General features: G+C 62.0%; 20 protein-coding genes and 1 pseudogene. 10 read left to right on the top strand and 11 right to left on the bottom strand.

Annotated elements, in window-relative coordinates; translation table 11 throughout:
* The first annotated feature begins 17 nt into the window (after window positions 1-17).
* The 3 genes from QF045_RS01330 (at window position 18) to QF045_RS01320 (ending at window position 2,871) form a co-directional block, all read left to right on the top strand.
* Window positions 18-1,040: a putative 2-aminoethylphosphonate ABC transporter substrate-binding protein gene (locus QF045_RS01330; RefSeq protein WP_306490758.1), complete on the top strand. Its 1,023-nt coding sequence runs from the start codon at window positions 18-20 to the stop codon at window positions 1,038-1,040.
* Between the two features lie 125 nt (window positions 1,041-1,165).
* Window positions 1,166-2,302 (top strand): TIGR03364 family FAD-dependent oxidoreductase, encoded by a 1,137-nt coding sequence (locus QF045_RS01325; RefSeq protein ID WP_306490757.1) that lies wholly within the window; start codon window positions 1,166-1,168, stop codon window positions 2,300-2,302.
* A complete protein-coding gene (locus QF045_RS01320; RefSeq protein ID WP_306490756.1) occupies window positions 2,299-2,871 on the top strand; it encodes a phosphonate degradation HD-domain oxygenase in 573 nt (190 codons plus the stop codon). The genes QF045_RS01325 and QF045_RS01320 overlap by 4 nt, the downstream gene beginning before the upstream one ends.
* Here QF045_RS01320 and QF045_RS01315 read toward each other — a convergent pair.
* Window positions 2,850-4,217 (bottom strand): DUF3482 domain-containing protein, encoded by a 1,368-nt coding sequence (locus tag QF045_RS01315; protein WP_306490755.1) that lies wholly within the window; start codon window positions 4,215-4,217, stop codon window positions 2,850-2,852. The genes QF045_RS01320 and QF045_RS01315 overlap by 22 nt on opposite strands.
* A complete protein-coding gene (locus tag QF045_RS01310; protein ID WP_306490754.1) occupies window positions 4,210-5,589 on the bottom strand; it encodes a DUF2868 domain-containing protein in 1,380 nt (459 codons plus the stop codon). The genes QF045_RS01315 and QF045_RS01310 overlap by 8 nt, the downstream gene beginning before the upstream one ends.
* A 69-nt stretch (window positions 5,590-5,658) precedes the next feature.
* On the opposite strand from QF045_RS01310, the gene QF045_RS01305 reads away from it, so the two are divergent.
* On the top strand, window positions 5,659-6,177 hold the full coding sequence (locus QF045_RS01305; protein WP_306490753.1) for a dihydrofolate reductase: 519 nt from the start codon (window positions 5,659-5,661) through the stop codon (window positions 6,175-6,177).
* Between the two features lie 69 nt (window positions 6,178-6,246).
* On the opposite strand, the gene QF045_RS01300 is transcribed toward QF045_RS01305, so the two are convergent.
* Window positions 6,247-7,635 (bottom strand): L-cystine transporter, encoded by a 1,389-nt coding sequence (locus QF045_RS01300; RefSeq protein WP_306490752.1) that lies wholly within the window; start codon window positions 7,633-7,635, stop codon window positions 6,247-6,249.
* 242 nt (window positions 7,636-7,877) lie between these two features.
* Between QF045_RS01300 and QF045_RS01295 the strand changes: the two genes are divergently transcribed.
* Window positions 7,878-8,936, top strand: a complete 1,059-nt coding sequence (locus tag QF045_RS01295) for a haloacid dehalogenase-like hydrolase (RefSeq protein ID WP_306490751.1) — start codon at window positions 7,878-7,880, stop codon at window positions 8,934-8,936.
* 191 nt (window positions 8,937-9,127) lie between these two features.
* Here QF045_RS01295 and ilvD read toward each other — a convergent pair whose 3' ends face one another.
* Window positions 9,128-10,969: a dihydroxy-acid dehydratase gene (ilvD, locus tag QF045_RS01290; protein WP_306490750.1), complete on the bottom strand. Its 1,842-nt coding sequence runs from the start codon at window positions 10,967-10,969 to the stop codon at window positions 9,128-9,130.
* 396 nt (window positions 10,970-11,365) lie between these two features.
* Here ilvD and QF045_RS01285 point away from each other — a divergent pair, with 396 nt between their 5' ends.
* Complete coding sequence (locus QF045_RS01285; RefSeq protein WP_306490749.1) at window positions 11,366-11,824, top strand: transposase; 459 nt, start codon at window positions 11,366-11,368, stop codon at window positions 11,822-11,824.
* A 165-nt stretch (window positions 11,825-11,989) separates the two neighbouring features.
* On the opposite strand, the gene QF045_RS01280 is transcribed toward QF045_RS01285, so the two are convergent.
* Entirely contained in the window at window positions 11,990-13,186 is a 1,197-nt protein-coding gene (locus tag QF045_RS01280; RefSeq protein ID WP_003213799.1) for a class I SAM-dependent rRNA methyltransferase, read from the bottom strand.
* A gap of 294 nt (window positions 13,187-13,480) precedes the next feature.
* Here QF045_RS01280 and QF045_RS01275 point away from each other — a divergent pair, with 294 nt between their 5' ends.
* Both QF045_RS01275 and mutM read left to right on the top strand, forming a co-directional pair.
* Complete coding sequence (locus QF045_RS01275) at window positions 13,481-14,293, top strand: HDOD domain-containing protein (RefSeq protein ID WP_306494835.1); 813 nt, start codon at window positions 13,481-13,483, stop codon at window positions 14,291-14,293.
* A gap of 21 nt (window positions 14,294-14,314) precedes the next feature.
* Entirely contained in the window at window positions 14,315-15,127 is an 813-nt protein-coding gene (gene mutM / locus QF045_RS01270) for a bifunctional DNA-formamidopyrimidine glycosylase/DNA-(apurinic or apyrimidinic site) lyase (protein WP_124388621.1), read from the top strand.
* A 115-nt stretch (window positions 15,128-15,242) separates the two neighbouring features.
* Here the strand turns inward: mutM and QF045_RS01265 are convergent, their stop codons facing one another.
* From QF045_RS01265 to QF045_RS01245, 5 genes and pseudogenes are all read right to left on the bottom strand, one after another.
* On the bottom strand, window positions 15,243-15,494 hold the full coding sequence (locus QF045_RS01265; RefSeq protein WP_306490748.1) for a YfhL family 4Fe-4S dicluster ferredoxin: 252 nt from the start codon (window positions 15,492-15,494) through the stop codon (window positions 15,243-15,245).
* A gap of 102 nt (window positions 15,495-15,596) precedes the next feature.
* Window positions 15,597-16,076, bottom strand: a complete 480-nt coding sequence (gene coaD / locus QF045_RS01260) for a pantetheine-phosphate adenylyltransferase (RefSeq protein ID WP_003176711.1) — start codon at window positions 16,074-16,076, stop codon at window positions 15,597-15,599.
* 103 nt (window positions 16,077-16,179) lie between these two features.
* Window positions 16,180-17,775: a GMC family oxidoreductase gene (locus tag QF045_RS01255; protein WP_306490747.1), complete on the bottom strand. Its 1,596-nt coding sequence runs from the start codon at window positions 17,773-17,775 to the stop codon at window positions 16,180-16,182.
* Window positions 17,776-17,812: 37 nt separating this feature from the next.
* Window positions 17,813-18,358: a twin-arginine translocation pathway signal protein gene (locus QF045_RS01250; protein ID WP_306490746.1), complete on the bottom strand. Its 546-nt coding sequence runs from the start codon at window positions 18,356-18,358 to the stop codon at window positions 17,813-17,815.
* 28 nt (window positions 18,359-18,386) lie between these two features.
* Window positions 18,387-19,815, bottom strand: a pseudogene (locus tag QF045_RS01245) (coniferyl aldehyde dehydrogenase).
* 144 nt (window positions 19,816-19,959) lie between these two features.
* Between QF045_RS01245 and QF045_RS01240 the strand changes: the two are divergent.
* A complete protein-coding gene (locus QF045_RS01240) occupies window positions 19,960-20,631 on the top strand; it encodes a TetR/AcrR family transcriptional regulator (protein ID WP_306490745.1) in 672 nt (223 codons plus the stop codon).
* Between the two features lie 33 nt (window positions 20,632-20,664).
* A complete protein-coding gene (locus QF045_RS01235) occupies window positions 20,665-21,519 on the top strand; it encodes a sulfurtransferase (RefSeq protein ID WP_306490744.1) in 855 nt (284 codons plus the stop codon).
* A gap of 120 nt (window positions 21,520-21,639) precedes the next feature.
* Here QF045_RS01235 and QF045_RS01230 read toward each other — a convergent pair whose 3' ends face one another.
* Window positions 21,640-22,635, bottom strand: coding sequence for a hydrolase (locus QF045_RS01230; protein WP_306490743.1), 996 nt, complete (start codon window positions 22,633-22,635; stop codon window positions 21,640-21,642).
* Window positions 22,636-22,695: the final 60 nt, after the last annotated feature.

Raw genomic sequence — 22,695 nt, 5'->3', positions numbered from 1 at the left:
TTCAAAGGAGGTATTCGATGTTCAAGCCACTGGCGCTGGTCGCTGCCGTACTCACTGCATTCAGCCTGAATGCCTTCGCCAAGACCGAACTGACCGTGTACACGGCCCTCGAAGCCGAGCAATTGAAAACCTACAAAAAGGCCTTCGAGCAGGCCAACCCGGACGTCGAGATCAAGTGGGTGCGCGACTCCACCGGGATCATCACCGCCAAGCTGCTGGCTGAAAAAGACCGGCCGCAGGCCGATGTGGTGTGGGGTCTGGCCGCCTCCAGCCTGGCGATTCTCGATCAACAAGGCATGCTCGACAGCTATGCCCCGAAAGACCTGGACAAGATCGGCAAGAACTACCGCGACGCCGCCAACCCACCGGCCTGGGTCGGCATGGACGTGTGGGCCGCGACCATTTGCTTCAACACCGTCGAAGCCGAGAAACAGGGCCTGAGCAAACCGGTGAGTTGGCAGGACCTGACCAAGCCGGAATACAAGGGCAAGATCGTCATGCCCAACCCGGCGTCCTCGGGCACCGGCTTTCTGGACGTGAGCGCCTGGTTGCAAACCTTTGGCGAGAAACAAGGCTGGCAGTACATGGACGACCTGCACCAGAACATCGGGCAGTACGTTCACTCCGGCTCCAAACCGTGCAAGCTGGCGGCGTCCGGGGAGTTTCCGATTGGTATTTCGTTTGAATACCCAGCCGTACAGTTGAAGCGCCAGGGGGCTCCGCTGGACATCATCCTGCCGAAGGAAGGCCTGGGCTGGGACATCGAAGCCACGGCGGTGATCAAGGGCACAAGCCACGCCGATGCCGCTAGAAAACTTGCGGACTTCTCCGCCAGCCCGGCGGCGATGGAGCTGTACAAGGACAACTTCGCAGTGCTGGCCCAGCCAGGGATTGCCAAGCCACAGACCGAATTGCCCGCAGATTATGAGCAGCGGCTGATCAAGAACGACTTTGCCTGGGCGTCGAAGAACCGCGACAGCATCCTGGCGCAATGGCGCAAGCGCTATGACGGCAAGTCGGAGAAGGTGACGGGTCAGTAGGCTTTTCGTTAGGGCTGATGGCCTTATCGGGGGGCAAACCCCCTCCCACAATTTGATAGCGAACACAGTCAAATGTGGGAGGGGGCTTGCCCCCGATAGCGGTCTCGAAAACAGGACATCACCAAATGACACACCACAACGATCTGTTAATTGTCGGCGCGGGCATCCTCGGCCTCTCCCACGCCTACGCCGCCGCCAGGCGCGGGCTGAAGGTCAAGGTCTTCGAGCGCAGCGCCACTCCGCTGGGCGCCTCGGTGCGCAACTTCGGCCAGGCGCTGGTCACCGGCCAGCCGCCGGGGCCGATGCTCGACCTGGCACGGCAAAGCCGCGATATCTGGGGGCACTGGGCGCAGGTCGCCGGCCTTCAGCTCAAGCGCAATGGCTCCTACCTGTTCGCGCGTACCGAAGCCGAAGAGCACCTGCTCGAAGCCTTCTGCGTCGGGCGTGCCCGCGAGCACGGTTACAACGTCGAGCTGCTGCAAGGCGCGGCGTTGAACGACCTGTACGCCGGCCAGTTCCGCCATCACCGTGCCGCGCTGCATGGCAAGGATGACCAGCAACTGTATTCGCGAGAAGCGATCCCGGCGCTGATCAACTACCTGGCCCAGGAACTGGGCGTGGAGTTTCATTTTTCCACCCTGGTGCGCGACGTCGAACCAGGCCGGTTGCACAGCACAGCGGGCAGCTTTCGCGCGGAGCAGATCATCGTCTGCTCCGGGCACGATTACCAAACCCTGCTGGCCGAATCGATCGCCCCGCTCAACCCGCAAATCTGTCGCCTGCAGATGCTGCGTGCGCGGCCCGCACGGGCGCTGAACCTGCAACACGCGTTGCTGACGGGCCTGAGTTGCGTGCATTACGGCGCGTTTGCCGACCTGCCGCAAGCCGCACCGGTACAGGCGCAGATCCTGCGCGAAGCACCGCACCTGCATGCCCACGGCATTCACCTGCTGATCAGCCCTACGCCCCACGGCGATTTGATCATCGGCGACTCCCACGACTACGGCAGCGATGCCTCGCCATTCAATGCCGAGCAGGTCGACAACTGGCTGATACAACTGACCGAGCAGACCCTGGGCTGCCAGATCCAGGTGGTGGAGCGTTGGCAGGGCGTGTATGGCTCGCGTGGGCCTGGGCCGTTTTCGTTTGTGCAGGTGGCTGCGGGGATGAGTATTGCGCTGATGCACACCGGTGTGGGCATGAGCGTGGGGCCGGCGATGGCCGAGGGAAACATCACGGCATTGTGGGGGCCGGCGTCATGAGTCGCGAGCGTGTGGTGGCCGAGGTGTTCGGCCTGTACGAGCGGCATGGCACGGCGGATTACATCGGCGAGCCGGTGTCGCAGATCGAGCACATGTCCCAGGCCGCGCAGCAGGCGATGGCCGAAGGCTTTGACGATGAAGTGGTGTTGGCGGCGTTCTTCCATGATATCGGCCACCTGTGTGGTCAGGGCGAAGCGAACATGGGCGGTTATGGCGTGGTCAGCCACGAGCGGTTGGGCGCCGATTACCTGCGCCGTGCGGGCTTTGGCGAACGCATGGCGACATTGGTGGAGTACCACGTGCAGGCCAAGCGATACCTCACCTTCGCCCAGCCGGACTATTTCGCCCGGTTGAGCGAGGCCAGCCGGCGTACGCTGGAGTACCAGGGGGGCGTGATGAGCGCGCAGGAGGCGCAGGCCTTCGAGCAGCACCCGCTTTGTGACATCAGCCTGCGCCTGCGTCACTGGGATGAGCAGGCCAAAGACCTGCACGTCTCGTTGCTCGACCTTGAAGTGCTCAAGGCCAAGGCCTTGCAGTTACTGGCCGATCAGGCGTCGTCCAGGCGCTGAGCCAGCGCCTCGACTTGCTCCTGGCGCTCGGCCTGACTCAACTTGGGGTGCGGGTTGAGGGACGACCATTGCGGATAGGCACGCGCCTTGTTCAGCGCGTCCGGCAGCTTGCCTTCGCGCCAGGTCTTGTCCTGGGGCGTGTCGACCTTGATGCTGTGCATCGCCGCATGCCCGCGCAGGTTCAACGCTTTGAGCAACTGACGTTGGCGCAGGGCGAGCAGGCGCAGCACGCTGTCGTCCACAGTCAGTTCGCGCTGGCCCTTGATCTTGCCCATCAGGCGGCTGCCATAGCTGCGCGCGGTTTGCAGGGCGCCGCCGGCAATCGCGCCGGCCAGCGCGGCAGCGCCCAGGGTCAAACCGCCGACCAGCAGGTCGACACCGGCCCCGGCCGCGGCGCCCGCGGCAATCCCGCCGCCCACACGCACGCCGAGTTGCTTGAGGGTTTCAGGGTTGAACAGGTCGTCACCCCAGCGTCCATCCAGCAGCGGCAAATCGCTGGCGGCGGCGTCCTGGGGGCGGAAGCCGAACAGCTTGAGCAGGGCTTCCACGCACTTTTGTTCGCGCTGGCGCACGGCCTTGCGCAAGTCGCTGATGGCCTGTGGCTCATCCTCGGTCACCACGCTGCGCCGGCACGCGGCACAGTCGATCAACAGTTCGGCGATCAAACGCGCAGCGCTTTGCTGGCGGGCCTGGCGTTGGGCTTGCTGATCGAGGATCAGCCGCTCCAGCTGCGGCCGCGCGTTTTCCAGCAACAGGGCCAGGCTTTCATACAACCGACGCTCGCCATCTTCCGGCGGCGCCACGCTGTCAAAACGCACCAGCGCATGCAGGCCGAGGCGAGCCAGGGCCTCGCGCCAGTCGGGTTCGCGGTGGTCACTGCTGCTGACGAAATTGAGCACCGGCAGCAAGGGCTTGCCGCAGCTGGCCAGCACTTGCAGCTCGTCGCGGTACTTGGCCAGCACCGGCTCGCGGGCATCAATCACGTACAGGCCGGCATCCGAGGCCAGCAGTTGGCGCAGCACCTTGGCTTCCTGTTCGAAGCGTTGGCGCGCCTCGCTGCCTTCCAGAAAGCGCGTCAGGCGCGCCGGGCCATCCAGGCGTTCGCCGGGGCGGTCCAGGCGTTCCAGGTAATCGAGCAGGGCGATGGCATCTTCCAGGCCGGGGGTGTCGTACAGCTCCAGCAAGGCTTCGCCGTCCACCGACAAGCGCGCCCCTTCGACATGCCGCGTGGTGCTGGGGCGATGGGACACTTCGCCAAAGCCGACATCGCGGGTCAGGGTGCGCAGCAATGAGGTCTTGCCCACATTGGTATGGCCGACCACGGCGAGCTTGAGGGGTTTAGTCATGACCGCTCTCCAGCCAGTTCAACGGTGCACAGTCGGCGAAGGGCAGCTCAAGCTGCTGCAGCGCGCTGTGCCAGTCGCCCAGGCGTTCGGCGTCCAGCGCCTGGCCGGGCGGCGCTTGCAGCAGCCACACCCGCGTCGCCGCCGCACTGCGCGCCAGCTCGGCGATCAGCGCCAGGCTGCCACGGTCGGGCGAGCGCCGCGGGTCGCAGGCAATGGCCAGGCGTGCAGGCGGGAAGCGTGTGAGTTGCTCCAGCAGTTTGTGGCGCGATTCCCGGCTGTCGAGGATGCCGGCATCCTTGACCGTACCGGGGAGTTTGGGTGGCCAGGGGCGTTGGTCGTCCAGTTCGATGGCCACCAGCAGTGCGCCGTCGCTTTGCAATTCACTGACGCCGCCAGTTGCCTGGTGCAATTGTTCCGGTGCCGCATCGTTGACTCCCAGCCGCTCGCTGCTCGGCATCAGGCGCTCGCGCAACTGGGCATAGCCGGGCAGGTTGAGGTCCAGGCGCAAGGCCGCACGCCCGCGTTTCCAGCGCCATAGGCACAGCAGCGCGAGTATCAGCCGGGGTAGCAGGCCGTAGACCAGCAACACCCCCACCAACCACGCGGCCCAGGCCTGGCGGGCGCTTTCGATATTCAGCGCGGAGTCGCCACTGGCGCGGATCATCTCCACCGTCGGTACAGTGAAGCCGAGCAGGGCGGGCAGGGTGCCGAGGGCCTGGGTGACGTTAATGAAGGTGTCCGCACCGAGGATGGTGGTTTCCCACACAAAGCCGTAACGCCGGGTGGCGAGCAGCATCAGCAGAACCAGCAGGGCGCTGAGCAACGCCAGCAACCACAGGCTGTTGACCAGCACACCGACGGCCCAGCGGTTGAGTTTCTGGCGTTGCAGCAACAGCAGCAGGGCCGGTGCCAGCTGCGCGGCCTTGGCATCGCGCGCGAGTTTTTCGCTGAGCCACAGCCACAGGCGACCGAGGCTGGCACTGTGTTCGCCGGCAAACACCAGGCCCAGGGCCCAACTGAGCAGCAGGATCAGGTTCAGGCCGAGCAAACTGCCCAGGGCCCAGAACACGTTGACCGGGGCCAGGCCGTTGCCCAGCGCGGCAAACGCCAGGCCGGCGCCGCTGACCACCGCGACGATCGCCAGCAGCACCGCGGCCAGGCGCGCGCCTTGCAGCCAGCGACTGAGGGCGCCGGTCAGGCCATCGCGTTCGGCCAGGTGCAGGGCACGCTGTGCGATGCGCGTTGGCAGGTCGCCACCGGCCGCACGGGCCAGGCGATTGGCTTCGAGGTCTTCCAGGGGGCCGGCGTGTTCTTCGCGCAGGCGCACGGTTTCGGTCAGCCAAAGTGTGTGCAGCGGGTTCAGTGCAGTCACGCGCCATCCTGTTGTGTTCGTGAGGTTGGAGCATAACCGCTGACTCGCAGCTCTGGTATTCTCGTCGCCATGAAAAAGACTCTCCCTTTAAGCCTGATCGCAGCCCTCGGTGAAAACCGTGTGATCGGCGTCGACAACAGCATGCCCTGGCACTTGCCGGGGGATTTCAAATATTTCAAGGCCACCACCCTTGGCAAGCCGATCATCATGGGGCGCAAGACCTGGGATTCCCTGGGCCGACCGTTGCCGGGGCGCCTGAACATCGTGGTCAGCCGTCAAGCCGACCTGGTGCTTGAAGGTGCGCAAGTATTTGCGTCACTGGAGGCTGCGGTTGAACGCGCCGAGGCGTGGGCACTGGAGCAGGGCGCCGACGAGCTGATGCTGATCGGCGGCGCGCAGTTGTATGCGCAGGGGCTGGAGTATGCGGATCGTCTGTACCTGACGCGGGTGGCGTTGAGCCCGGAAGGGGATGCGTGGTTTCCGCAGTTCGATGCGAGCCAGTGGAAGCTGGTGTCGAATGTGGAAAACCCGGCCGAAGGCGATAAGCCGGCTTACAACTTCGAAGTCTGGGAGAGGAGCAGCTACTAGTTTTAAGCTACAAGCTGCAAGTAAAAGCGCGGTGCTCTTTCTTGCAGCTTGAGGCTGATAACTTGCAGATCAGCTGACCAGCTGCCCATGCTCATCGGCATCAAGCAACGCTTTATCCGTCTGCCCCATGATCTGGCTGGTAATCGCCCCCGCCGTCATCGAACCATTCACGTTCAATGCCGTGCGGCCCATATCAATCAGCGGCTCCACGGAAATCAGCAGCGCCACCAGCGACACCGGCAGCCCCATGGCCGGCAGCACGATCAGTGCGGCGAAGGTGGCCCCACCGCCCACGCCTGCCACACCGGCCGAACTCAGGGTCACAATCGCTACCAGTGTCGCGATCCACAGCGGGTCCAGCGGGTTGATGCCGACCGTCGGCGCAACCATCACCGCCAACATCGCTGGATAGAGCCCGGCACAGCCGTTCTGGCCGATGGTCGCACCGAACGAAGCAGCAAAACCGGCGATTGACTGCGGGATGCCCAGGCGGCGTGTCTGCGCTTCGATGCTCAAAGGAATCGAGGCGGCGCTGGAGCGGCTGGTGAAGGCAAACGTCAGCACCGGCCACACCTTGCGGAAGAAGCGCAGCGGGTTGACGCCGGCCAGCGACAGCAGCAGGCCGTGCACCACGAACATCAGGCCCAGGGCCAGGTACGACACCACGACGAAACTGCCGAGCTTGATGATGTCCTGCAGGTTGGAACTGGCGACCACCTTGGTCATCAGCGCCAGTACGCCGTACGGGGTCAGCTTCATGACCAGGCGCACCAGGCGCATCACCCAGGCTTGCAGGGTGTCGATGGCGTTGAGCACTTTCTGGCCTTTTTCCACGTCATCCTTGAGCAGTTGCAAGGCGGCAACCCCCAGGAACGCAGCAAAAATCACCACGCTGATGATCGACGTCGGTTTGGCCCGAGCCAGGTCGGCGAACGGGTTGGCCGGCACGAACGACAGCAGCAACTGCGGGATATTCAGGTCGGCAACCTTACCCGCGTAGTCGTTCTGGATGACTTGCAGGCGCGCCATTTCCTGAGTGCCGGCGACCAGGCCTTCGGCGGTGAGGCCGAACAGGTTGGTCAGGCCGATACCGATCAGCGCGGCAATCGCGGTGGTGAACAGCAGGGTGCCGATGGTCAGGAAACTGATCTTGCCCAGCGACGAGGCGTTGTGCAGACGCGCCACGGCGCTGAGGATCGAGGCGAACACCAGCGGGATCACGATCATTTGCAGCAACTGCACATAACCGTTGCCGACCAGGTCGAACCAGCCGATGGAGGCCTTGAGCACCGGGTGGCCAGCACCATAGATAGCGTGCAGCACCACACCGAACACCACGCCCAGCACCAGGGCGAACAGCACCTTCTTGGCGAGGCTCCAGTGGGTACGGCCGGTTTGTGCCAGGCCCAGCAGCAGGGCCACGAACACCAGTAAGTTGAGAATCAGTGGAAGATTCATTGAAGCTCCGTTGAGAAGGCAGCCAATCGCGTGAGCCTGCGATTGCGAACCGGGAAGCCTAACAGCTTGAAATATATTGATTTAATACCAATATGGAATGGCGACTGTCGTTTTTGGAATAAGGGTTTGACGCTCTGGCGTATGGCCGTGGCGGAATCAGGATGCAGGCCGTCGCGCTCAACGCGAGGACTGTCACACAGATTTGTTAGCGTCGATGTCTTTCACTCAGGAAGTAAACGCTTATGAAGCTCGCGCCGAAATTGCTTGCCGCCGCTCTTTGCCTGGGACTTGCCAGCCAGGCGTTTGCCGCCACCGAGTTGAAACACTGGCCGGCGCCTGCCGCCAAACAATTGAATGAGATGATCGCCGCCAACGCCAACAAGGGCAACTTCGCGGTGTTTGACATGGACAACACCAGCTACCGCTACGACCTTGAAGAGTCCCTGCTGCCCTACATGGAAAACAAGGGCCTGATCACCCGCGACAGCCTCGACCCTTCGCTCAAGCTGATGCCGTTCAAAGACACCGCCGAGCACAAGGAAAGCCTCTTCAGTTACTACTATCGCCTCTGCGAAGTGGACGACATGGTGTGCTACCCGTGGGTGGCCCAGGTGTTTTCCGGTTTCACCCTCAAGGAACTCAAGGTCCAGGTCGACGAGCTGATGGCTTCGGGCAAACCCGTTCCGGTCAGCTATTTTGAAGGCGACACGGTGAAACAGTCCGAAGTGCAGCCACCGAAAGTCTTCACCGGGCAAGCCGAGCTGTACAACAAGTTGATGGAAAACGGCATCGAGGTGTATGTGATGACGGCTGCCTCGGAGGAACTGGTGCGCATGGTCGCTGCCGATCCGAAGTACGGCTACAACGTCAAACCCGAGAACGTCATCGGCGTGAGTACGTTGCTCAAGGACCGCAAAACCGGCGAGCTGACCACCGCGCGCAAACAGATCGCCGCCGGCAAGTATGACGAGAAGGCCAACCTCGGCCTGGAACTCACGCCTTACCTGTGGACCCCAGCCACCTGGATGGCCGGCAAGCACGCGGCGATCCTCACCTACATCGACGAATGGAAAAAACCGGTGATCGTCGGCGGCGACACCCCGACCAGCGATGGCTACATGCTGTTTCATGACGTGGACGTGGCCAAGGGCGGCATCCACCTGTGGATCAACCGCAAAGACAAATACATGACCCAGCTCAACGGCATGATGGCCAAACACGCGGCAGCGCAGGCCAAGGAGGGCTTGCCGGTAACGGCGGACAAGAACTGGGTGATCGTCAAGCCGGAGGACATCCAGTAACAGGCTGAACGCGGTTAAAAAATGTGGGAGGGGGCTTGCCCCCGATAGCGGTCGTTCAGTCAGCTCATCTTTAGCTGACACACCGATATCGGGGGCAAGCCCCCTCCCACATTGGATCTTCATTGTCTTGGGATTATCGCGAGGCAAAAAAATGCCCCCGCCAAGTGCGGGGGCATTTTCATGGGCGGGGCTTACAGGCCGTCGAGCATTGCCTTGTTGCGAACGGCGCCCTTGTCGGCGCTGGTGGCCAGCAAGGCGTAGGCTTTCAGCGCGGTCGTCACTTTACGTGGACGCTTCTCTACCGGCTTCCAGCCTTTCTTGTCCTGCTCAACCCTGCGCGCGGCCAGTTCTTCATCGCTGATCAACAGGTTGATCGAGCGGTTCGGGATGTCGATCAGCACCTTGTCGCCATCCTGCACCAGGCCAATCGCGCCACCGGCAGCGGCTTCCGGCGAAGCATGGCCGATGGACAGGCCCGAGGTGCCGCCGGAGAAACGGCCGTCGGTGAGCAAGGCGCAGGCTTTGCCCAGGCCCTTGGATTTTAGGTACGACGTCGGGTAGAGCATCTCTTGCATACCCGGGCCGCCTTTGGGGCCTTCGTAGCGGATGATCACGATGTCGCCTTCCTTGACTTCGTCAGCCAGGATGCCGCGCACCGAGCTGTCCTGGCTCTCGTAGATCTTGGCGCGGCCTTCGAAGACGTGGATGGACTCGTCCACACCGGCAGTCTTCACCACGCAACCGTCGAGGGCGATGTTGCCGTACAGCACGGCCAGGCCGCCTTCTTGCGAATAGGCGTGCTCGACACTGCGGATGCAGCCGTTTTCGCGGTCGTCGTCCAGGGTGTCCCAACGGGTCGACTGGCTGAACGCAGTCTGCGTCGGGATGCCGGCCGGGCCCGCCTTGAAGAAGGTGTGCACGGCTTCGTCGTCAGTCTGGGTGATGTCCCACTTGGCGATGCCTTCAGCGATGGACGTGCTGTGCACGGTCGGCAGGTCGGTGTGCAGCAGGCCGCCACGGGCCAGGGAACCGAGGATCGAGAAGATCCCGCCGGCGCGGTGCACATCTTCCATGTGGTACTTCTGGATGTTCGGCGCGACCTTGCACAGCTGCGGCACGTGACGGGACAGGCGGTCGATGTCGCGCAGGTCGAAATCGATCTCGGCTTCCTGGGCGGCAGCCAGCAAGTGCAGGATGGTGTTGGTGGAACCGCCCATGGCGATGTCCAGGGTCATGGCGTTCTCGAACGCCTTGAAGTTGGCGATGTTGCGCGGCAACACCGACTCATCGTTGTCGCCGTAGTAGCGCTTGCACAGCTCGACGATGGTGCGGCCGGCCTGCAGGAACAGCTGCTCGCGGTCGCTGTGGGTGGCCAGCGTCGAGCCGTTGCCCGGCAAGGCCAGGCCCAGGGCTTCGACCAGGCAGTTCATCGAGTTGGCGGTGAACATGCCGGAGCACGAACCGCAGGTCGGGCAGGCGCTGCGCTCGTATTCCGCGACCTTCTCGTCAGAAGCGCTGGAATCGGCGGCGATGACCATGGCGTCGACCAGGTCGAGGCCGTGGGAGGCCAGCTTGGTCTTGCCGGCTTCCATCGGGCCGCCGGAAACGAAAATCACCGGGATGTTCAGGCGCAGGGCGGCCATCAGCATGCCGGGGGTGATCTTGTCGCAGTTGGAAATGCACACGATGGCGTCGGCGCAGTGGGCGTTGACCATGTACTCCACGGAGTCGGCGATGATCTCGCGGCTCGGCAGGGAATACAGCATGCCGTCATGGCCCATGGCGATGCCGTCGTCAACGGCGATGGTGTTGAATTCCTTTGCCACGCCGCCAGCGCGTTCGATCTCGCGGGCGACCAGTTGGCCCAGGTCCTTGAGGTGGACGTGGCCGGGGACGAACTGGGTGAAGGAGTTGGCAATCGCGATGATCGGCTTTTTGAAGTCGTCATCTTTCATCCCCGTGGCACGCCACAGTGCGCGCGCGCCGGCCATGTTGCGGCCGTGGGTGGATGTTTTCGAGCGGTAATCTGGCATGGAGCACTCCGGGCGGCTAATCGGTATCAAAGGGGAGTGAGCTTCTATTGACGTCTGGAACACTCAGAAAATGGCCGTGTGTCCGGAAGTTGCCACTCGCGTCGCGGGATCGCCGCTTGCTTGGGCCTCGAGCTCATAAACCCGCCGGGGATGACTGGCGATGAATAGGGCTGATTCTACACCGTCTTCCTGTAGGAGCGAGCTTGCTCGCGAAAAACGTCAACGATAACGCAGCGCTATCAGGCAGCGCGCATCGCCTGTTGGTTTTTCGCGAGCAAGGGCTAGCCGCCCGCCTCGCTCCTACAGGGGTAAGACATATTCAGAACTATTGTTTACAGGCTAGTCGACGCTTCGGCTCCTACCGTTTCTCTTCCAATCACAGAAGAGGACGAAGGAATGTCCACCCAGCAAAATGCTCATCGGCTGCGCACTGGGCGCTATTCAGAATCGGGTCGTATCTACCTGATCACCGCGGTTACCCACCAACGGCAGTCAATTTTTCAGGACTGGCGCATGGGTCGCCTGCTCGTCAGCGAATTCAGGAAAGCTCAGGAAGAGGGTGAGGCGACTTCGCTGGCTTGGGTGGTCATGCCTGACCACTTCCACTGGCTGGTGGAGTTGCACAATGGCGACTTGCCCAGACTGATGCGAATCACCAAGTCGCGAAGTGCCCGCGCGATCAACAGTGCGAGATGCTCTTGCGGGACGCTTTGGCAGAAAGGCTATTTCGATCGGGCATTGCGTCGTGAGGAGGATTTGAAGGCAATGGCCCGTTATATCGTCGCCAACCCTTTGCGTGCAGGTTTGGTCGAGCACATTGGTCAATACCCGCTGTGGGATGCCATCTGGCTATGACACGCCTTCCATTGTAGGAGCGAGCTTGCTCGCGAAAATCGTTAACGATAACGCAGCGCTATCAGGCAGCCCGTGGCGCCGATGCGTTTTTCGCGAGCAAGCTCGCTCCTACAATGAACCATTTTGACTTTGGGCAAACCCCCACATGTTTATCGGTGCGTGGCGTTAGCTATTGGGCAACAACCGGCACGTAATGCTCTTGATATATCGCGTCTCGGCAATCGCCGGGTGCACCGGGTGGTCCGGGCCCTGGCCGCCGCGTTCGAGCATCTGGATGTTGCGGTCCAGGTGGCGGGCGCTGGTCAGGAGGATGTTTTGCAGGTCGTCTTCGGGCAGGTGCATGGAGCACGAGGCGCTGACTAGGATGCCGTCCTTGCTGAGCAGGCGCATGGCTTGCTCGTTCAGGCGGCGGTAGGCGCCTTCGCCGTTCTTCATGTCTTTCTTGCGTTTGATGAAGGCCGGTGGGTCGGCGACGATCACGTCGAAGCGTTCTTCGCTGGCTTTGAGTTCCTTGAGTGCTTCGAACACGTCGCCTTCGATGCAGGTCATTTTCTCGGCGACGCCGTTCAGCGCGGCGTTGCGCTCGACGCCATCGAGGGCGAAGGCGGAGGCGTCGACGCAGAACACTTCACTGGCGCCGAATGCGGCGGCTTGCACGCCCCAGCCGCCGATGTAGCTGTACAGGTCGAGGACGCGCTTGCCCTTGGCATATGGCGCCAGGCGGGCGCGGTTCATGCGGTGGTCGTAGAACCAGCCAGTTTTCTGGCCCTGGATCACCGGGGCTTCGAATTTCACGCCGTTTTCTTCCAGCGCCACCCACTCCGGCACCAGGCCGAACACGGTTTCGACGTAGCGGTTGAGGCCTTCGGCGTCGCGCGCGGCGGAGTCGTTCTTGAACAGGATGCCGCTCGGCTTGAGCACTTGGGTCAGCGCGGCGATCACGTCTTCCTTATGGGCTTCCATGGTCGCCGAGGCGATCTGCACGACGAGGATGTCTCCGAAACGGTCGACCACCAGGCCCGGCAGCAGGTCGGAATCACCGTAGACCAGGCGGTAGAACGGCTTGTCGAACAGGCGATCGCGCAGGGACAGGGCCACGTTGATGCGGTGCACCAGCAGCGATTTGTCCAGCGGCAACTTGATGTCGCGCGACAGCAGGCGGGCGCAGATCAGGTTGTTCGGGCTCATGGCCACGATGCCCAGGGTCTTGCCGCCGGCTGCTTCCAGGATAGCCTGGTCACCTGCCTGGAAGCCGTGGAGTGGGGTGGCGGCCACGTCGATTTCGTTGCTGTAGACCCACAGGTGGCCGTTGCGCAAACGACGATCGGCGTTGGCTTTGAGACGCAGGCTTGGCAGGGACATGACGTCGCTCCGGAAAAAAGAGCGGGAGTATACCCTGTTGTGTAGGTACTGAACGCGCCGCCGGACATGTGGGAGGGGGCTTGCTCCCGATAGCGGTATGTCAGAAACAGATGAGCTGATTGATCCGCTGCTATCGGGAGCAAGCCCCTCCCACATTTGATCCGGTTTCAGTTCGGTTTGTGGGTGTCGGGCACGTCTGCATAAGGGGTAGAATTCCCGCCTAGCCCAGAGTGTGTACTTATGTCCCAAGAGCTTTCCGCCGAACAGATTCAGCAGGTCCTGCAAGGCATCAGCGTGCCGCCCCAGCCGCAAATCATGGTGGATTTGCAGATGGAGCAGTACATGCCCGACCCGGACCTGGAAGTGATCGCCCGGCTGATCGCCCAGGACCCGGGCTTGTCCGGTGCGTTGCTGAAAATCGTCAACTCGCCGTATTACGGCCTGAGCAACAAGATTGCCTCGATCCAGCGCGCGGTGAACCTGCTGGGCAGCCGCTCGGTGATCAACCTGATCAACGCCTTGTCGATCAAAGGCGAGATGAGCGACGACACCATCGTCACGCTCAACCGCTTCTGGGACACCGCCCAGGATGTGGCCATGACCTGCCTGACCCTGGCCAAGCGCACCGGCTCCCAGGCAGTTGACGAAGCCTATGCCCTGGGCCTGTTCCATGACTGTGGCGTACCGCTGATGCTCAAGCGATTCCCGAACTACATGACGGTCCTGGAGCAGGCCTACGCCAACGCCGGCCCGGATTGCCGGGTGGTCGACACCGAGAACAACGCGTTCAACACTAACCATGCGGTGGTGGGCTACTACACCGCCAAGTCCTGGCGCCTGCCGGAGCATGTGACCGACGCCATCGCCAATCACCACAATGCCCTGGCGATTTTCAGCGACGAGACGTCGCGCAATCCGGTGCTTAAAAACCTGCTGGCGATCCTGAAAATGGCCGAGCACATCTGTTCGTCCTATCGGGTCCTGGGCAACCAGAGCGTCGACCGTGAATGGGATGCGATCGGCCACCTGGTGCTGGATTACGTGGGCCTGTCGGACTACGACTTCGAAAGCATGAAGTTGTCGATCCGCGAATTGGGCGCGCACTGAGCCTTTCTTCCCGAGGTACACATGCCTGAGTTACCAGAAGTCGAAACCACCCGGCGCGGGATTGCCCCGCACCTGGAGGGCCAGCGCGTCAGCCGTGTGGTGGTGCGTGAGCGCCGTCTGCGCTGGCCAATCCCGGAAGACCTCGATGTGCGCCTGTCCGGGCAGCGCATCGTGTTGGTGGAACGGCGCGCCAAGTACCTGTTGATCAACGCCGAAGTGGGCACCTTGATCAGCCACCTGGGCATGTCGGGCAACCTGCGCCTGGTGGAAGTCGGCATGCCGGCGGCCAAGCATGAGCACGTGGATATCGAGCTTGAGTCCGGCCTTGCCCTGCGCTACACCGACCCCCGGCGTTTTGGCGCGATGCTCTGGAGCCAGGACCCGCACAACCACGAGCTGCTGATTCGCCTGGGGCCGGAGCCGTTGACCGAGCTGTTCGATGGCGAGCGGCTGTTTCAACTGTCGCGGGGCCGATCGATGGCGGTCAAGCCGTTCATCATGGACAACGCGGTGGTGGTGGGCGTGGGCAATATCTATGCGACGGAAGCGCTGTTTGCGGCCGGGATCGATCCGCGTCGTGCGGCCGGCGGCATTTCCCGTGCGCGGTATTTGAAGCTCTCGGTCGAGATCAAGCGCGTGCTGGCGGCTGCCATCGAGCGCGGCGGTACCACGTTGCGCGACTTTATCGGTGGTGACGGGCAACCGGGGTATTTCCAGCAGGAACTGTTCGTCTACGGCCGTGGGGGCCAGGCGTGCAAGGTGTGCGGGACCGAGTTGCGCAATGTGGTGCTGGGGCAGCGGGCGAGTGTGTTTTGCCCCAGGTGCCAGAGCTGATTGCTGTGTGATGGCTGATAGCGCCATCGGGGGCAAGCCCCCTCCCACATTGAAATGCGTTCCAAATGTGGGAGGGGGCTTGCCCCCGATCGGCCCTCACAGGCGCTGAATAGCTTCAGGCCTTCCCGGTAATCTTCCGGTACTTGTCCATCAACTGCGCTTCAGTCTCAGGATGGGCTTCATCCAGCGGAATGCAATCCACCGGGCACACCTGCTGGCACTGGGGTTCGTCGTAGTGGCCGACACACTGGGTGCACAGGTTGGGGTCGATCACGTAGATCTCTTCACCCTGGGAAATCGCAGCGTTCGGGCACTCGGGTTCGCAGACGTCGCAATTGATGCAATCGTCGGTGATGATCAGGGACATGAAAACTCCTGCCAGGGCTGTCAGCCAAGGCATCTGGAAACTAATGCGCGCAATTGTGCCGCATTGGCGCCCGCAGTGCGAGCGGGCGCCGATCAAGCGGTCTTACTTCTTGAAGCGAAGCGTCAGCGCGTCGGCAACGGCTGGGTGCACGAACTTGGTGATATCTCCGCCTAACGCCGCGATTTCACGGACTAACGTCGAAGAAATGAACGAATAACGTTCCGACGGCGTGAGGAACAGGCTTTCCACGTCCGGCGCCAGTTGGCGGTTCATGTTGGCCAGCTGGAATTCGTATTCGAAATCCGACACCGCGCGCAGGCCACGCAGGAACACATTGGCGTTCTGCTCCTTGGCAAAGTGCGCCAGCAAGGTCGAAAAGCCCACCACTTCCACGTTAGGCAGGTGCTTGGTGACCTCACGCGCCAGTTCCACGCGTTGTTCCAGCGGGAACAGCGGGTTTTTCTTCGGGCTGGCGGCAACCGCGATGATCACGTGGTCGAACAGGCGAGAGGCGCGTTCGACCAGATCGCCATGGCCTTTGGTAATCGGGTCGAAGGTTCCTGGGTACAACACTCGGTTCATCGCGTCGTCCTGGCGGAGTCCGTTGGGGAACCGGATGGTATCGCAGCCATCCCGGTCGGCCAAGTCGACTTACGTAGATAGATGCCGTGAATCGAACGCTTTTTCACGCTGTTTTCAGACGTTCGCACAAGGCTGACGCCAGTTGCGCGGTCAATCCATACACCGACAACTGGGGGTTTGCCCCAATGCTGGTGGGAAACAGCGAGCCGTCATGGATCGACAGGTTACGCAATTGGTGATGGCGACCGAGGCTGTCGGCCACTGCGTTTTTGGGGTCTTCACCCATCGCGCAACCGCCCATCACATGGGCGCTGCCCAGGGTGGTCCGGTGCAACTCGAGGTTCAAACCGTCAATGACGCTACGTGCCTCTGCCAGGCTGTTCACGTACCGGGCGTCGTGATGCAGGGGCTTGACCGATTTGGCGCCCGCCGCGAACTGGATCTCGGCCATGCTGTGAAAGGCCCGGCGCAGGCCATCCCAGGCATAGGGCGAAACCTGGTAATCGAGCACCGGCGTACCGTCACCGCGCAATTCCACGGCACCGCCAGGGCTGTCGGGGTGAAAGCCGTCGCGCAATAACGCGAGCATGGCGTGGGTATGGGGCAACCGGCTCATGTCCAGGGCGTTCTGCGTGCCGTAGCCGCCAAACAAGGTGCTTGCCAACCCTGGATGCAAGGGCGGCGCTTCCAGCTTGTAGGACATTTTGCCGGTAGTGCCGTCCTGCCACTGGAAATGGTCGGAATAGATCGACTGCGGCGCCCCGTAGAACGGGTTGATGACCTCGTCGAACAACCCCGCGGAGAAATTCACCAAGTGCAGGAAGGTGCGCTTGCCCAGGCGTGAATGCGGATCGGGCGCGTCCGAGCGCATCAGCAGTGCCGGGCTGTTGATGCCGCCGCCCGCGAGTACGTAATGCCTGGCCTTCACGGTGATCTTGCGCCCGGTAGGCGCCACGCAGCGCGCGTCCATGGCCACGCATTCCAGGCTGCTGATCGTATCGCCGCTGTACGTGAGGCGCTCGGCACGGGCGAGGTAGAGCAGTTCGCCACCCTTCTCCAGGGTGGACGGGATGGTGGTCACCAGCATCGATTGCTTGGCGTTGACCGGGCAGCCCATGCCGCAATAGCCCAGGTTGAAACAACCGCGCACATTGCGCGGGATCACGTGCCAGCTGTAGCCGAGCTTTTCGCAGCCTTTGCGGATCACGTCATTGTTGGCATTGGGCGGCAGCGCCCATGGCGCGATGCCCAGGCGCTGTTCCATGCTCTCGAACCACGGCGCCATTTCGGCGCTGCTATGGCCCTTCACCGCGTATTCACTGGCCCAGTGGGCGAGGGTGGCGTCCGGCGTGCGGAAGCTTGAGGTCCAGTTGATCAACGTGGTACCGCCCACCGCACGGCCCTGCAGGATGGTAATCGCACCGTCTTTGCTCATGCGCCCTATCCCTTCCTGGTACAGGCTGGCATAGGCTTCGTCTTCCAGGAGCTTGAAGTCGCTGCTGGTCTTGAGTGGGCCTTCTTCGATCAGCAGCACCTTGTAGCCAGCGGCGCTGAGGATTTCCGCCGTGGTGCCGCCGCCGGCACCGCTGCCGATGATGGCCACGTCGGCTTCCAGGGTCAGGTCGTTGTCGAGGGTGGCGCCGTTGTGGGTTTTCCAGCCACGGGCCAGGCCATCGCGGAACAGATCGGGTACGGGCATCAGGTTCGTCTCTTGTTTTTATTGTCGGGGATGCAAATCAGATGTTCGGCGGGCCGGGGTAGCCGCAATGAGCCCAGGACTCGGGGCGAAAGTACCAAGCCATGATCACCAGCTTGAGCAGTGAGCCCTGGCCCATGCGCAGCAGGTTCAGGTAGCTGTTCTCCCAGCGGTGCAAGAAGCTGCGGATCTGCTCGCTGCTGGCGTTTTCCCAACTGCCCCAGATACCGGTTAATGGGCCTCGGGTAATGCCCATGCCGAGCACATCGAACAATTGCTGGGTGAGCTTGAACATCTCCGGCGACAGGTGCCGCAGGCTGTAGTCGAGCTTTTTCAGGGTGTCTTCAATTCCTGCGCTCACGGCCTGGGCGCTGGCCGCGCCTTCCAGCAGTACCGGAATGACCGCGCGCAGGAATGGTAAGTCGCTGCTTCGCAACAGCGCAAAGCCGCTGGCCGGCGTGCTGCTCGAGCAACCGCTGAGGCTGGCGCCCAGCCCGGCAGTCGCCAGGAAGGCGCTGGCGCACAGACCGATTTTCAAGACGCCGCGCCGCGACAGCGCAGGTGTTTCAGTCAGGCTGGGGTTCATTGTTTTTATTGTCCCAAAGGTGGCGTTATCAGCGGATAAACAGCTTCTGGATCAGCGTCTGGATGGTTTTTCCGTAGGGCGGGTAGATCAGCTTCGCCGCGTTCAGGCGCTGTTTAACCAGCACCCCCTTGGCCTTGCTGAAGGTCAGAAAGCCTTCGTGACCGTGGTAGTGGCCCATGCCGGAGGGGCCGATGCCGCCAAACGGCATGTCGTCCTGGGCCACATGCAGCAGGGTGTCGTTCAGGCACACGCCGCCGGAGTGGGTCTCGTGCAGCACGCGGTTCTGTTCACTTTTGTTGTAACCGAAGTAATACAGGGCCAGTGGGCGAGGGCGCTGGTTGATGTAGGCAAACGCCTGGTCGATGCCGCGATAGGGCACGATCGGTAACAGCGGACCAAAGATCTCATCCTGCATGACCGTCATGTCGTCGTTCACATTCAGCAGCAGGCTGTGGGCCATGCGCCGTGCCTGGCCCTGGTCGTACAAGGGAATCAGGGTGGCGCCCTTGTCGGTGGCGTCCTTGGCGTAGGCATTGAGCCTGGCCAGTTGGCGCTCGTTGATGATGGCGGTGTAGTCGGGGTTGTCGGCCAGGGTCGGATAAAACCCGCGAATGGCGTTGGAGTACGCCTCGACAAAACCGTCCACACGGTCTTCCGGCACCAGCACATAGTCGGGTGCCACGCAGGTTTGCCCGGCGTTCAGAGACTTGCCGAAGGCGATGCGCTCGGCGGCGTCCTTGAGCGGCACGTCAGCCGAGACAATCGCCGGCGATTTGCCGCCCAGCTCCAAGGTGACCGGCGTGAGATGTTCAGCGGCCGCCCGCATCACATGCTTGCCGATGCTGGTGGCCCCGGTGAACAGCAGATGATCGAAACGTAGCTTGGAAAACGCCATGCCGACGTCAGCTTCGCCGAGCACCACGCACACCAGATCCTCGGGAAAGATCTTCGCCAGCAGTGCCTTGAGCAGTTCACCGGTGGCCGGTGTGGACTCACTGAGCTTGAGCATCACCCGGTTGCCGGCGGCCAGGGCCCCGACCAGCGGGCCGATGGCCAGGTACAGTGGGTAGTTCCACGGCACGATCACGCCGACGACACCCAGCGGTTGATAAATGACTTTGGCTGACGCGGGCTGAAAGGCAATGCCGACAGCGCGCCGGGAAGGCTTCATCCAGCCTTTGAGGTGGTTGCTGGCGTAATCAATGCCATGCAGGCTGGGCATCAGTTCGGCAAACAGGGTTTCGTCGGCGCTGCGATGGCTGAAGTCCTGGCTGATGGCGTTGATCAGCGCCTGGCGTTCAGCGCTGAGCAGATCACGCAAGGCCTTGAGCGCATTGCTGACGTTGCGCGGACGGCGGCATCGGGTTGGCGGCATAGGCACGACGTTGCGCTTCGAACAGGTCCTGGAGCTGGTCCAGCGCCTGGGATTCTTGCAGGTAAGCAACATTGGCAGACATGGCGCGATCCCGGTTGTTATAGGTCTGCCTGGATTTTTAGAGTCATTACTCTAAATTGTCAAATAACATTGCAGTAACATCCAGATTTATCCGGGCCCGGATAGGCCGTAAGATGCCCCATCCCGTGTTTGGAAGCTGATCCCTATGGCACCACGAGTAAAGACCAGCGAGCGCATTGTGCAAACCAGCCTGGAGCTTTTTAACCAGCAGGGTGAGCGCAGTGTCAGCACCAACCATATTGCCGCCCACATGGAAATTTCCCCGGGCAACCTGTACTACCACTTCCCCAACAAGCAGGCGATTATCGCCGTGCTGTTCCGCGAATACGAAGCGCTGGTGGATAATTTCCTACGCCCGCCTCAAGGGCGAGCGATGGTCGTCGCAGACAAGCGCTTTTACCTGCAGGCCGTATTGGCCGGCATGTGGCGCTACCGCTTCCTGCATCGCGACCTTGAGCATTTGTTGGAAAGTGACCCGGAGCTGGCCACTGGCTATCGGCGCTTCTCCCAGCGCTGCCTGACCCAGGGCGGGGCGATTTACCAGGGCTTTGTCGACGCCGGCATTCTCAGCATGGACCCGGTGCAAACCGAGGCCCTGACCCTCAATGCCTGGATCATCCTCACCTCGTGGGTGCGTTTTCTGTGCACCACCAATGAAAACTCCACCCATTTGAGCGCCGAAGCCATAAAGCGCGGTGTGTATCAGGTGCTGGTGCTGGAGGCGGGGTTTGTCACGCCTCAGGCAAAAGCGGCGGTGGATGCGTTGTTCAAAGAGTTTTACGTGCCGTTGAACCAGGCACTGGATGAAGTGAAGTAAGACCTTTCCCCTTTGCGTTCACAGGAGTCAGTCATGCCGCTTGCCCAACTGATCACCCCCCCGTCATTAGCCGAGCGTCAGAAAGCGGCCGGGCTGGTGATTCTCGATTGCCGCTTTGCCCTTGAAGACCCGGACTACGGGCTGTGCAGCTATGCCGAAGGGCATATCGAAGGGGCGCAATATGCCGACCTGGAACGTCATCTCAGCGGCCCGGTGATCAAGGGCGCGACGGGCCGTCACCCACTGCCGGCAGCGGATGCACTCATCGAGCAATTGCAGGCGTGGGGCATCAGCGCAGACACCGATGTGGTGCTGTATGACGATGGGCCAGGGGCCTTTGCGGCGCGGGCATGGTGGCTGCTGGCCTGGCTCGGCAAACGCGACGGCGTGTTCATTCTGGATGGCGGCCTCAAAGCCTGGCATGCGGCGGGCTTTCCCTTGAGCCTGGATGCGCCGGTGGTCGAACCCGGCACTTTTGCGGGTGCACCGGATGATCAGTTGGTGCTGGAGGCCGAGCAGTTGCAAAAACGCCTGGGCGAACCGGGCATGACCTTGATCGACGCTCGCGCCCAGGCGCGGTTTCGTGGCGATGTGGAGCCGATCGATCCAGTTGCCGGGCATATACCCGGCGCGCAATGTGCGGCATTCAATGAAAACCTGGGCAGCGATGGCCGCTTTTTGCCGGCTGAACAGCTTAAGCAGCGGTTTGCCGCGCAATTGCAAGGGCGATCGCCGGATGAGCTGGTGGCGTATTGCGGTTCGGGTGTGACGGCGTGCCATAACTTGTTTGCCCTGAGTTTGGCGGGGTACCCGTTGGGCAAGTTGTATGCGGGCTCGTGGAGCGAGTGGATTACAGATCCCAAGCGGGAAGTGGCCACAGGCGACTGAGCAATCGGCTTGTGAACCCAATCAAAATGTGGGAGGGGGCTTGCTCCCGATAGCGGTGGATCAGCCGGCTTATCTTTAGCTGAGCCACCTATATCGGGAGCAAGCCCCCTCCCACATTTTTTAACCGTGTTGTGTCAGTAGCCATTGGGGAATGCGGCGTTCCAGATAGTAGCTTGGGTGCTTCAATGAGCCATCGACAAACCCGACATGCCCGCCCTTGGCCGTCAGCTCGAACTCGGTACAGTCTGATAGCTCACTGGCTTCGGGCAGGCTATGGGCAAATACGAACGGGTCATCCGCCGCCTGGATAATCAGGGCTGGCGTGCGAATCGCGCCCAGGTAATAGCGACTCGAGGCACGGCGGTAGTAATCCTCAGCGTTGAGGAAACCGTGCAGCGGCGCGGTGACTCGGCCGTCGAAGTCCCAGAATGTGCGCATTTTCTCCAGTGAGCCTAACGCTTCCAGGGTGTTGAGCCCGTCTTGCCGGCCGTCCTGCAAAAATTGGCGCTGCTTGATGCGGATATAGGCCAGCATCTCGCGCATGAAGTGCTTCTGATAGATCCGCGAAAAGCCCAAACCGATCCGGTCCGCGCATTGATCCAGACGAAACGGTACCGACACCGCCGCCGCACCGTGCAGCCCAGAGGCTTCACCGGTTTCCCCCAGGTGCTTGAGCAGCACGTTGCCGCCCAGGGAATAACCCACCGCATACAACGGCGCCAACGGTCGCTTGGCACGCAGATGGGCAATCGTTTCGGCCAGATCTTCGCTGGCCCCCGAGTGGTAGCTGCGGGCCAACAGGTTCGGCTCGCCCGAACAACCGCGCCAGTTCAATGCCACGCTGGCCCAGCCTTGCGCGGCAAGGACTTTTTGCAGGCCGGCCACGTAGGGCGAGTTGGAGGAACCGGTCAGCCCGTGCAGCACCAGCACCAGAGGCGCTTGCGCGTCATGGGGACCGTGCCAGTCGAGGTCCAGAAAGTCGCCGTCTTCCAGCCACAGGCGTTCGCGTTGACGCTCGATATGAGTGGTGGGACGCCATAGCGGCCCCCACAGCGTTTGCAGATGGGGGTTGCCCAGGCCAAAGGCGGGTTTGAAGCGGTCCACAGGTGCAGTCATGAAATACTCGCTCCCCGGCTCCAGTAGGAGCGAGCTTGCTCGCGAAAAACGTTAACGATG

The sequence above is a fragment of the Pseudomonas sp. W4I3 genome (assembly GCF_030816195.1).
Classification (GTDB): domain Bacteria; phylum Pseudomonadota; class Gammaproteobacteria; order Pseudomonadales; family Pseudomonadaceae; genus Aquipseudomonas.
The sequence above is the reverse complement of the archived record's forward strand: the minus strand, read 5'-3'. Positions and strand labels throughout refer to the sequence as shown.

Coding starts and splice junctions, on each gene's coding strand:
- QF045_RS01330 (WP_306490758.1), top strand. CDS start 18: ATGTTCAAGCCACTGGCGCTGGTCGCTGCCGTACTCACTGCATTCAGC.
- QF045_RS01325 (WP_306490757.1), top strand. CDS start 1,166: ATGACACACCACAACGATCTGTTAATTGTCGGCGCGGGCATCCTCGGC.
- QF045_RS01320 (WP_306490756.1), top strand. CDS start 2,299: ATGAGTCGCGAGCGTGTGGTGGCCGAGGTGTTCGGCCTGTACGAGCGG.
- QF045_RS01315 (WP_306490755.1), bottom strand. CDS start 4,217: ATGACTAAACCCCTCAAGCTCGCCGTGGTCGGCCATACCAATGTGGGC.
- QF045_RS01305 (WP_306490753.1), top strand. CDS start 5,659: ATGAAAAAGACTCTCCCTTTAAGCCTGATCGCAGCCCTCGGTGAAAAC.
- QF045_RS01300 (WP_306490752.1), bottom strand. CDS start 7,635: ATGAATCTTCCACTGATTCTCAACTTACTGGTGTTCGTGGCCCTGCTG.
- QF045_RS01295 (WP_306490751.1), top strand. CDS start 7,878: ATGAAGCTCGCGCCGAAATTGCTTGCCGCCGCTCTTTGCCTGGGACTT.
- ilvD (WP_306490750.1), bottom strand. CDS start 10,969: ATGCCAGATTACCGCTCGAAAACATCCACCCACGGCCGCAACATGGCC.
- QF045_RS01285 (WP_306490749.1), top strand. CDS start 11,366: ATGTCCACCCAGCAAAATGCTCATCGGCTGCGCACTGGGCGCTATTCA.
- QF045_RS01280 (WP_003213799.1), bottom strand. CDS start 13,186: ATGTCCCTGCCAAGCCTGCGTCTCAAAGCCAACGCCGATCGTCGTTTG.
- mutM (WP_124388621.1), top strand. CDS start 14,315: ATGCCTGAGTTACCAGAAGTCGAAACCACCCGGCGCGGGATTGCCCCG.
- QF045_RS01265 (WP_306490748.1), bottom strand. CDS start 15,494: ATGTCCCTGATCATCACCGACGATTGCATCAATTGCGACGTCTGCGAA.
- coaD (WP_003176711.1), bottom strand. CDS start 16,076: ATGAACCGAGTGTTGTACCCAGGAACCTTCGACCCGATTACCAAAGGC.
- QF045_RS01255 (WP_306490747.1), bottom strand. CDS start 17,775: ATGCCCGTACCCGATCTGTTCCGCGATGGCCTGGCCCGTGGCTGGAAA.
- QF045_RS01250 (WP_306490746.1), bottom strand. CDS start 18,358: ATGAACCCCAGCCTGACTGAAACACCTGCGCTGTCGCGGCGCGGCGTC.
- QF045_RS01240 (WP_306490745.1), top strand. CDS start 19,960: ATGGCACCACGAGTAAAGACCAGCGAGCGCATTGTGCAAACCAGCCTG.
- QF045_RS01235 (WP_306490744.1), top strand. CDS start 20,665: ATGCCGCTTGCCCAACTGATCACCCCCCCGTCATTAGCCGAGCGTCAG.
- QF045_RS01230 (WP_306490743.1), bottom strand. CDS start 22,635: ATGACTGCACCTGTGGACCGCTTCAAACCCGCCTTTGGCCTGGGCAAC.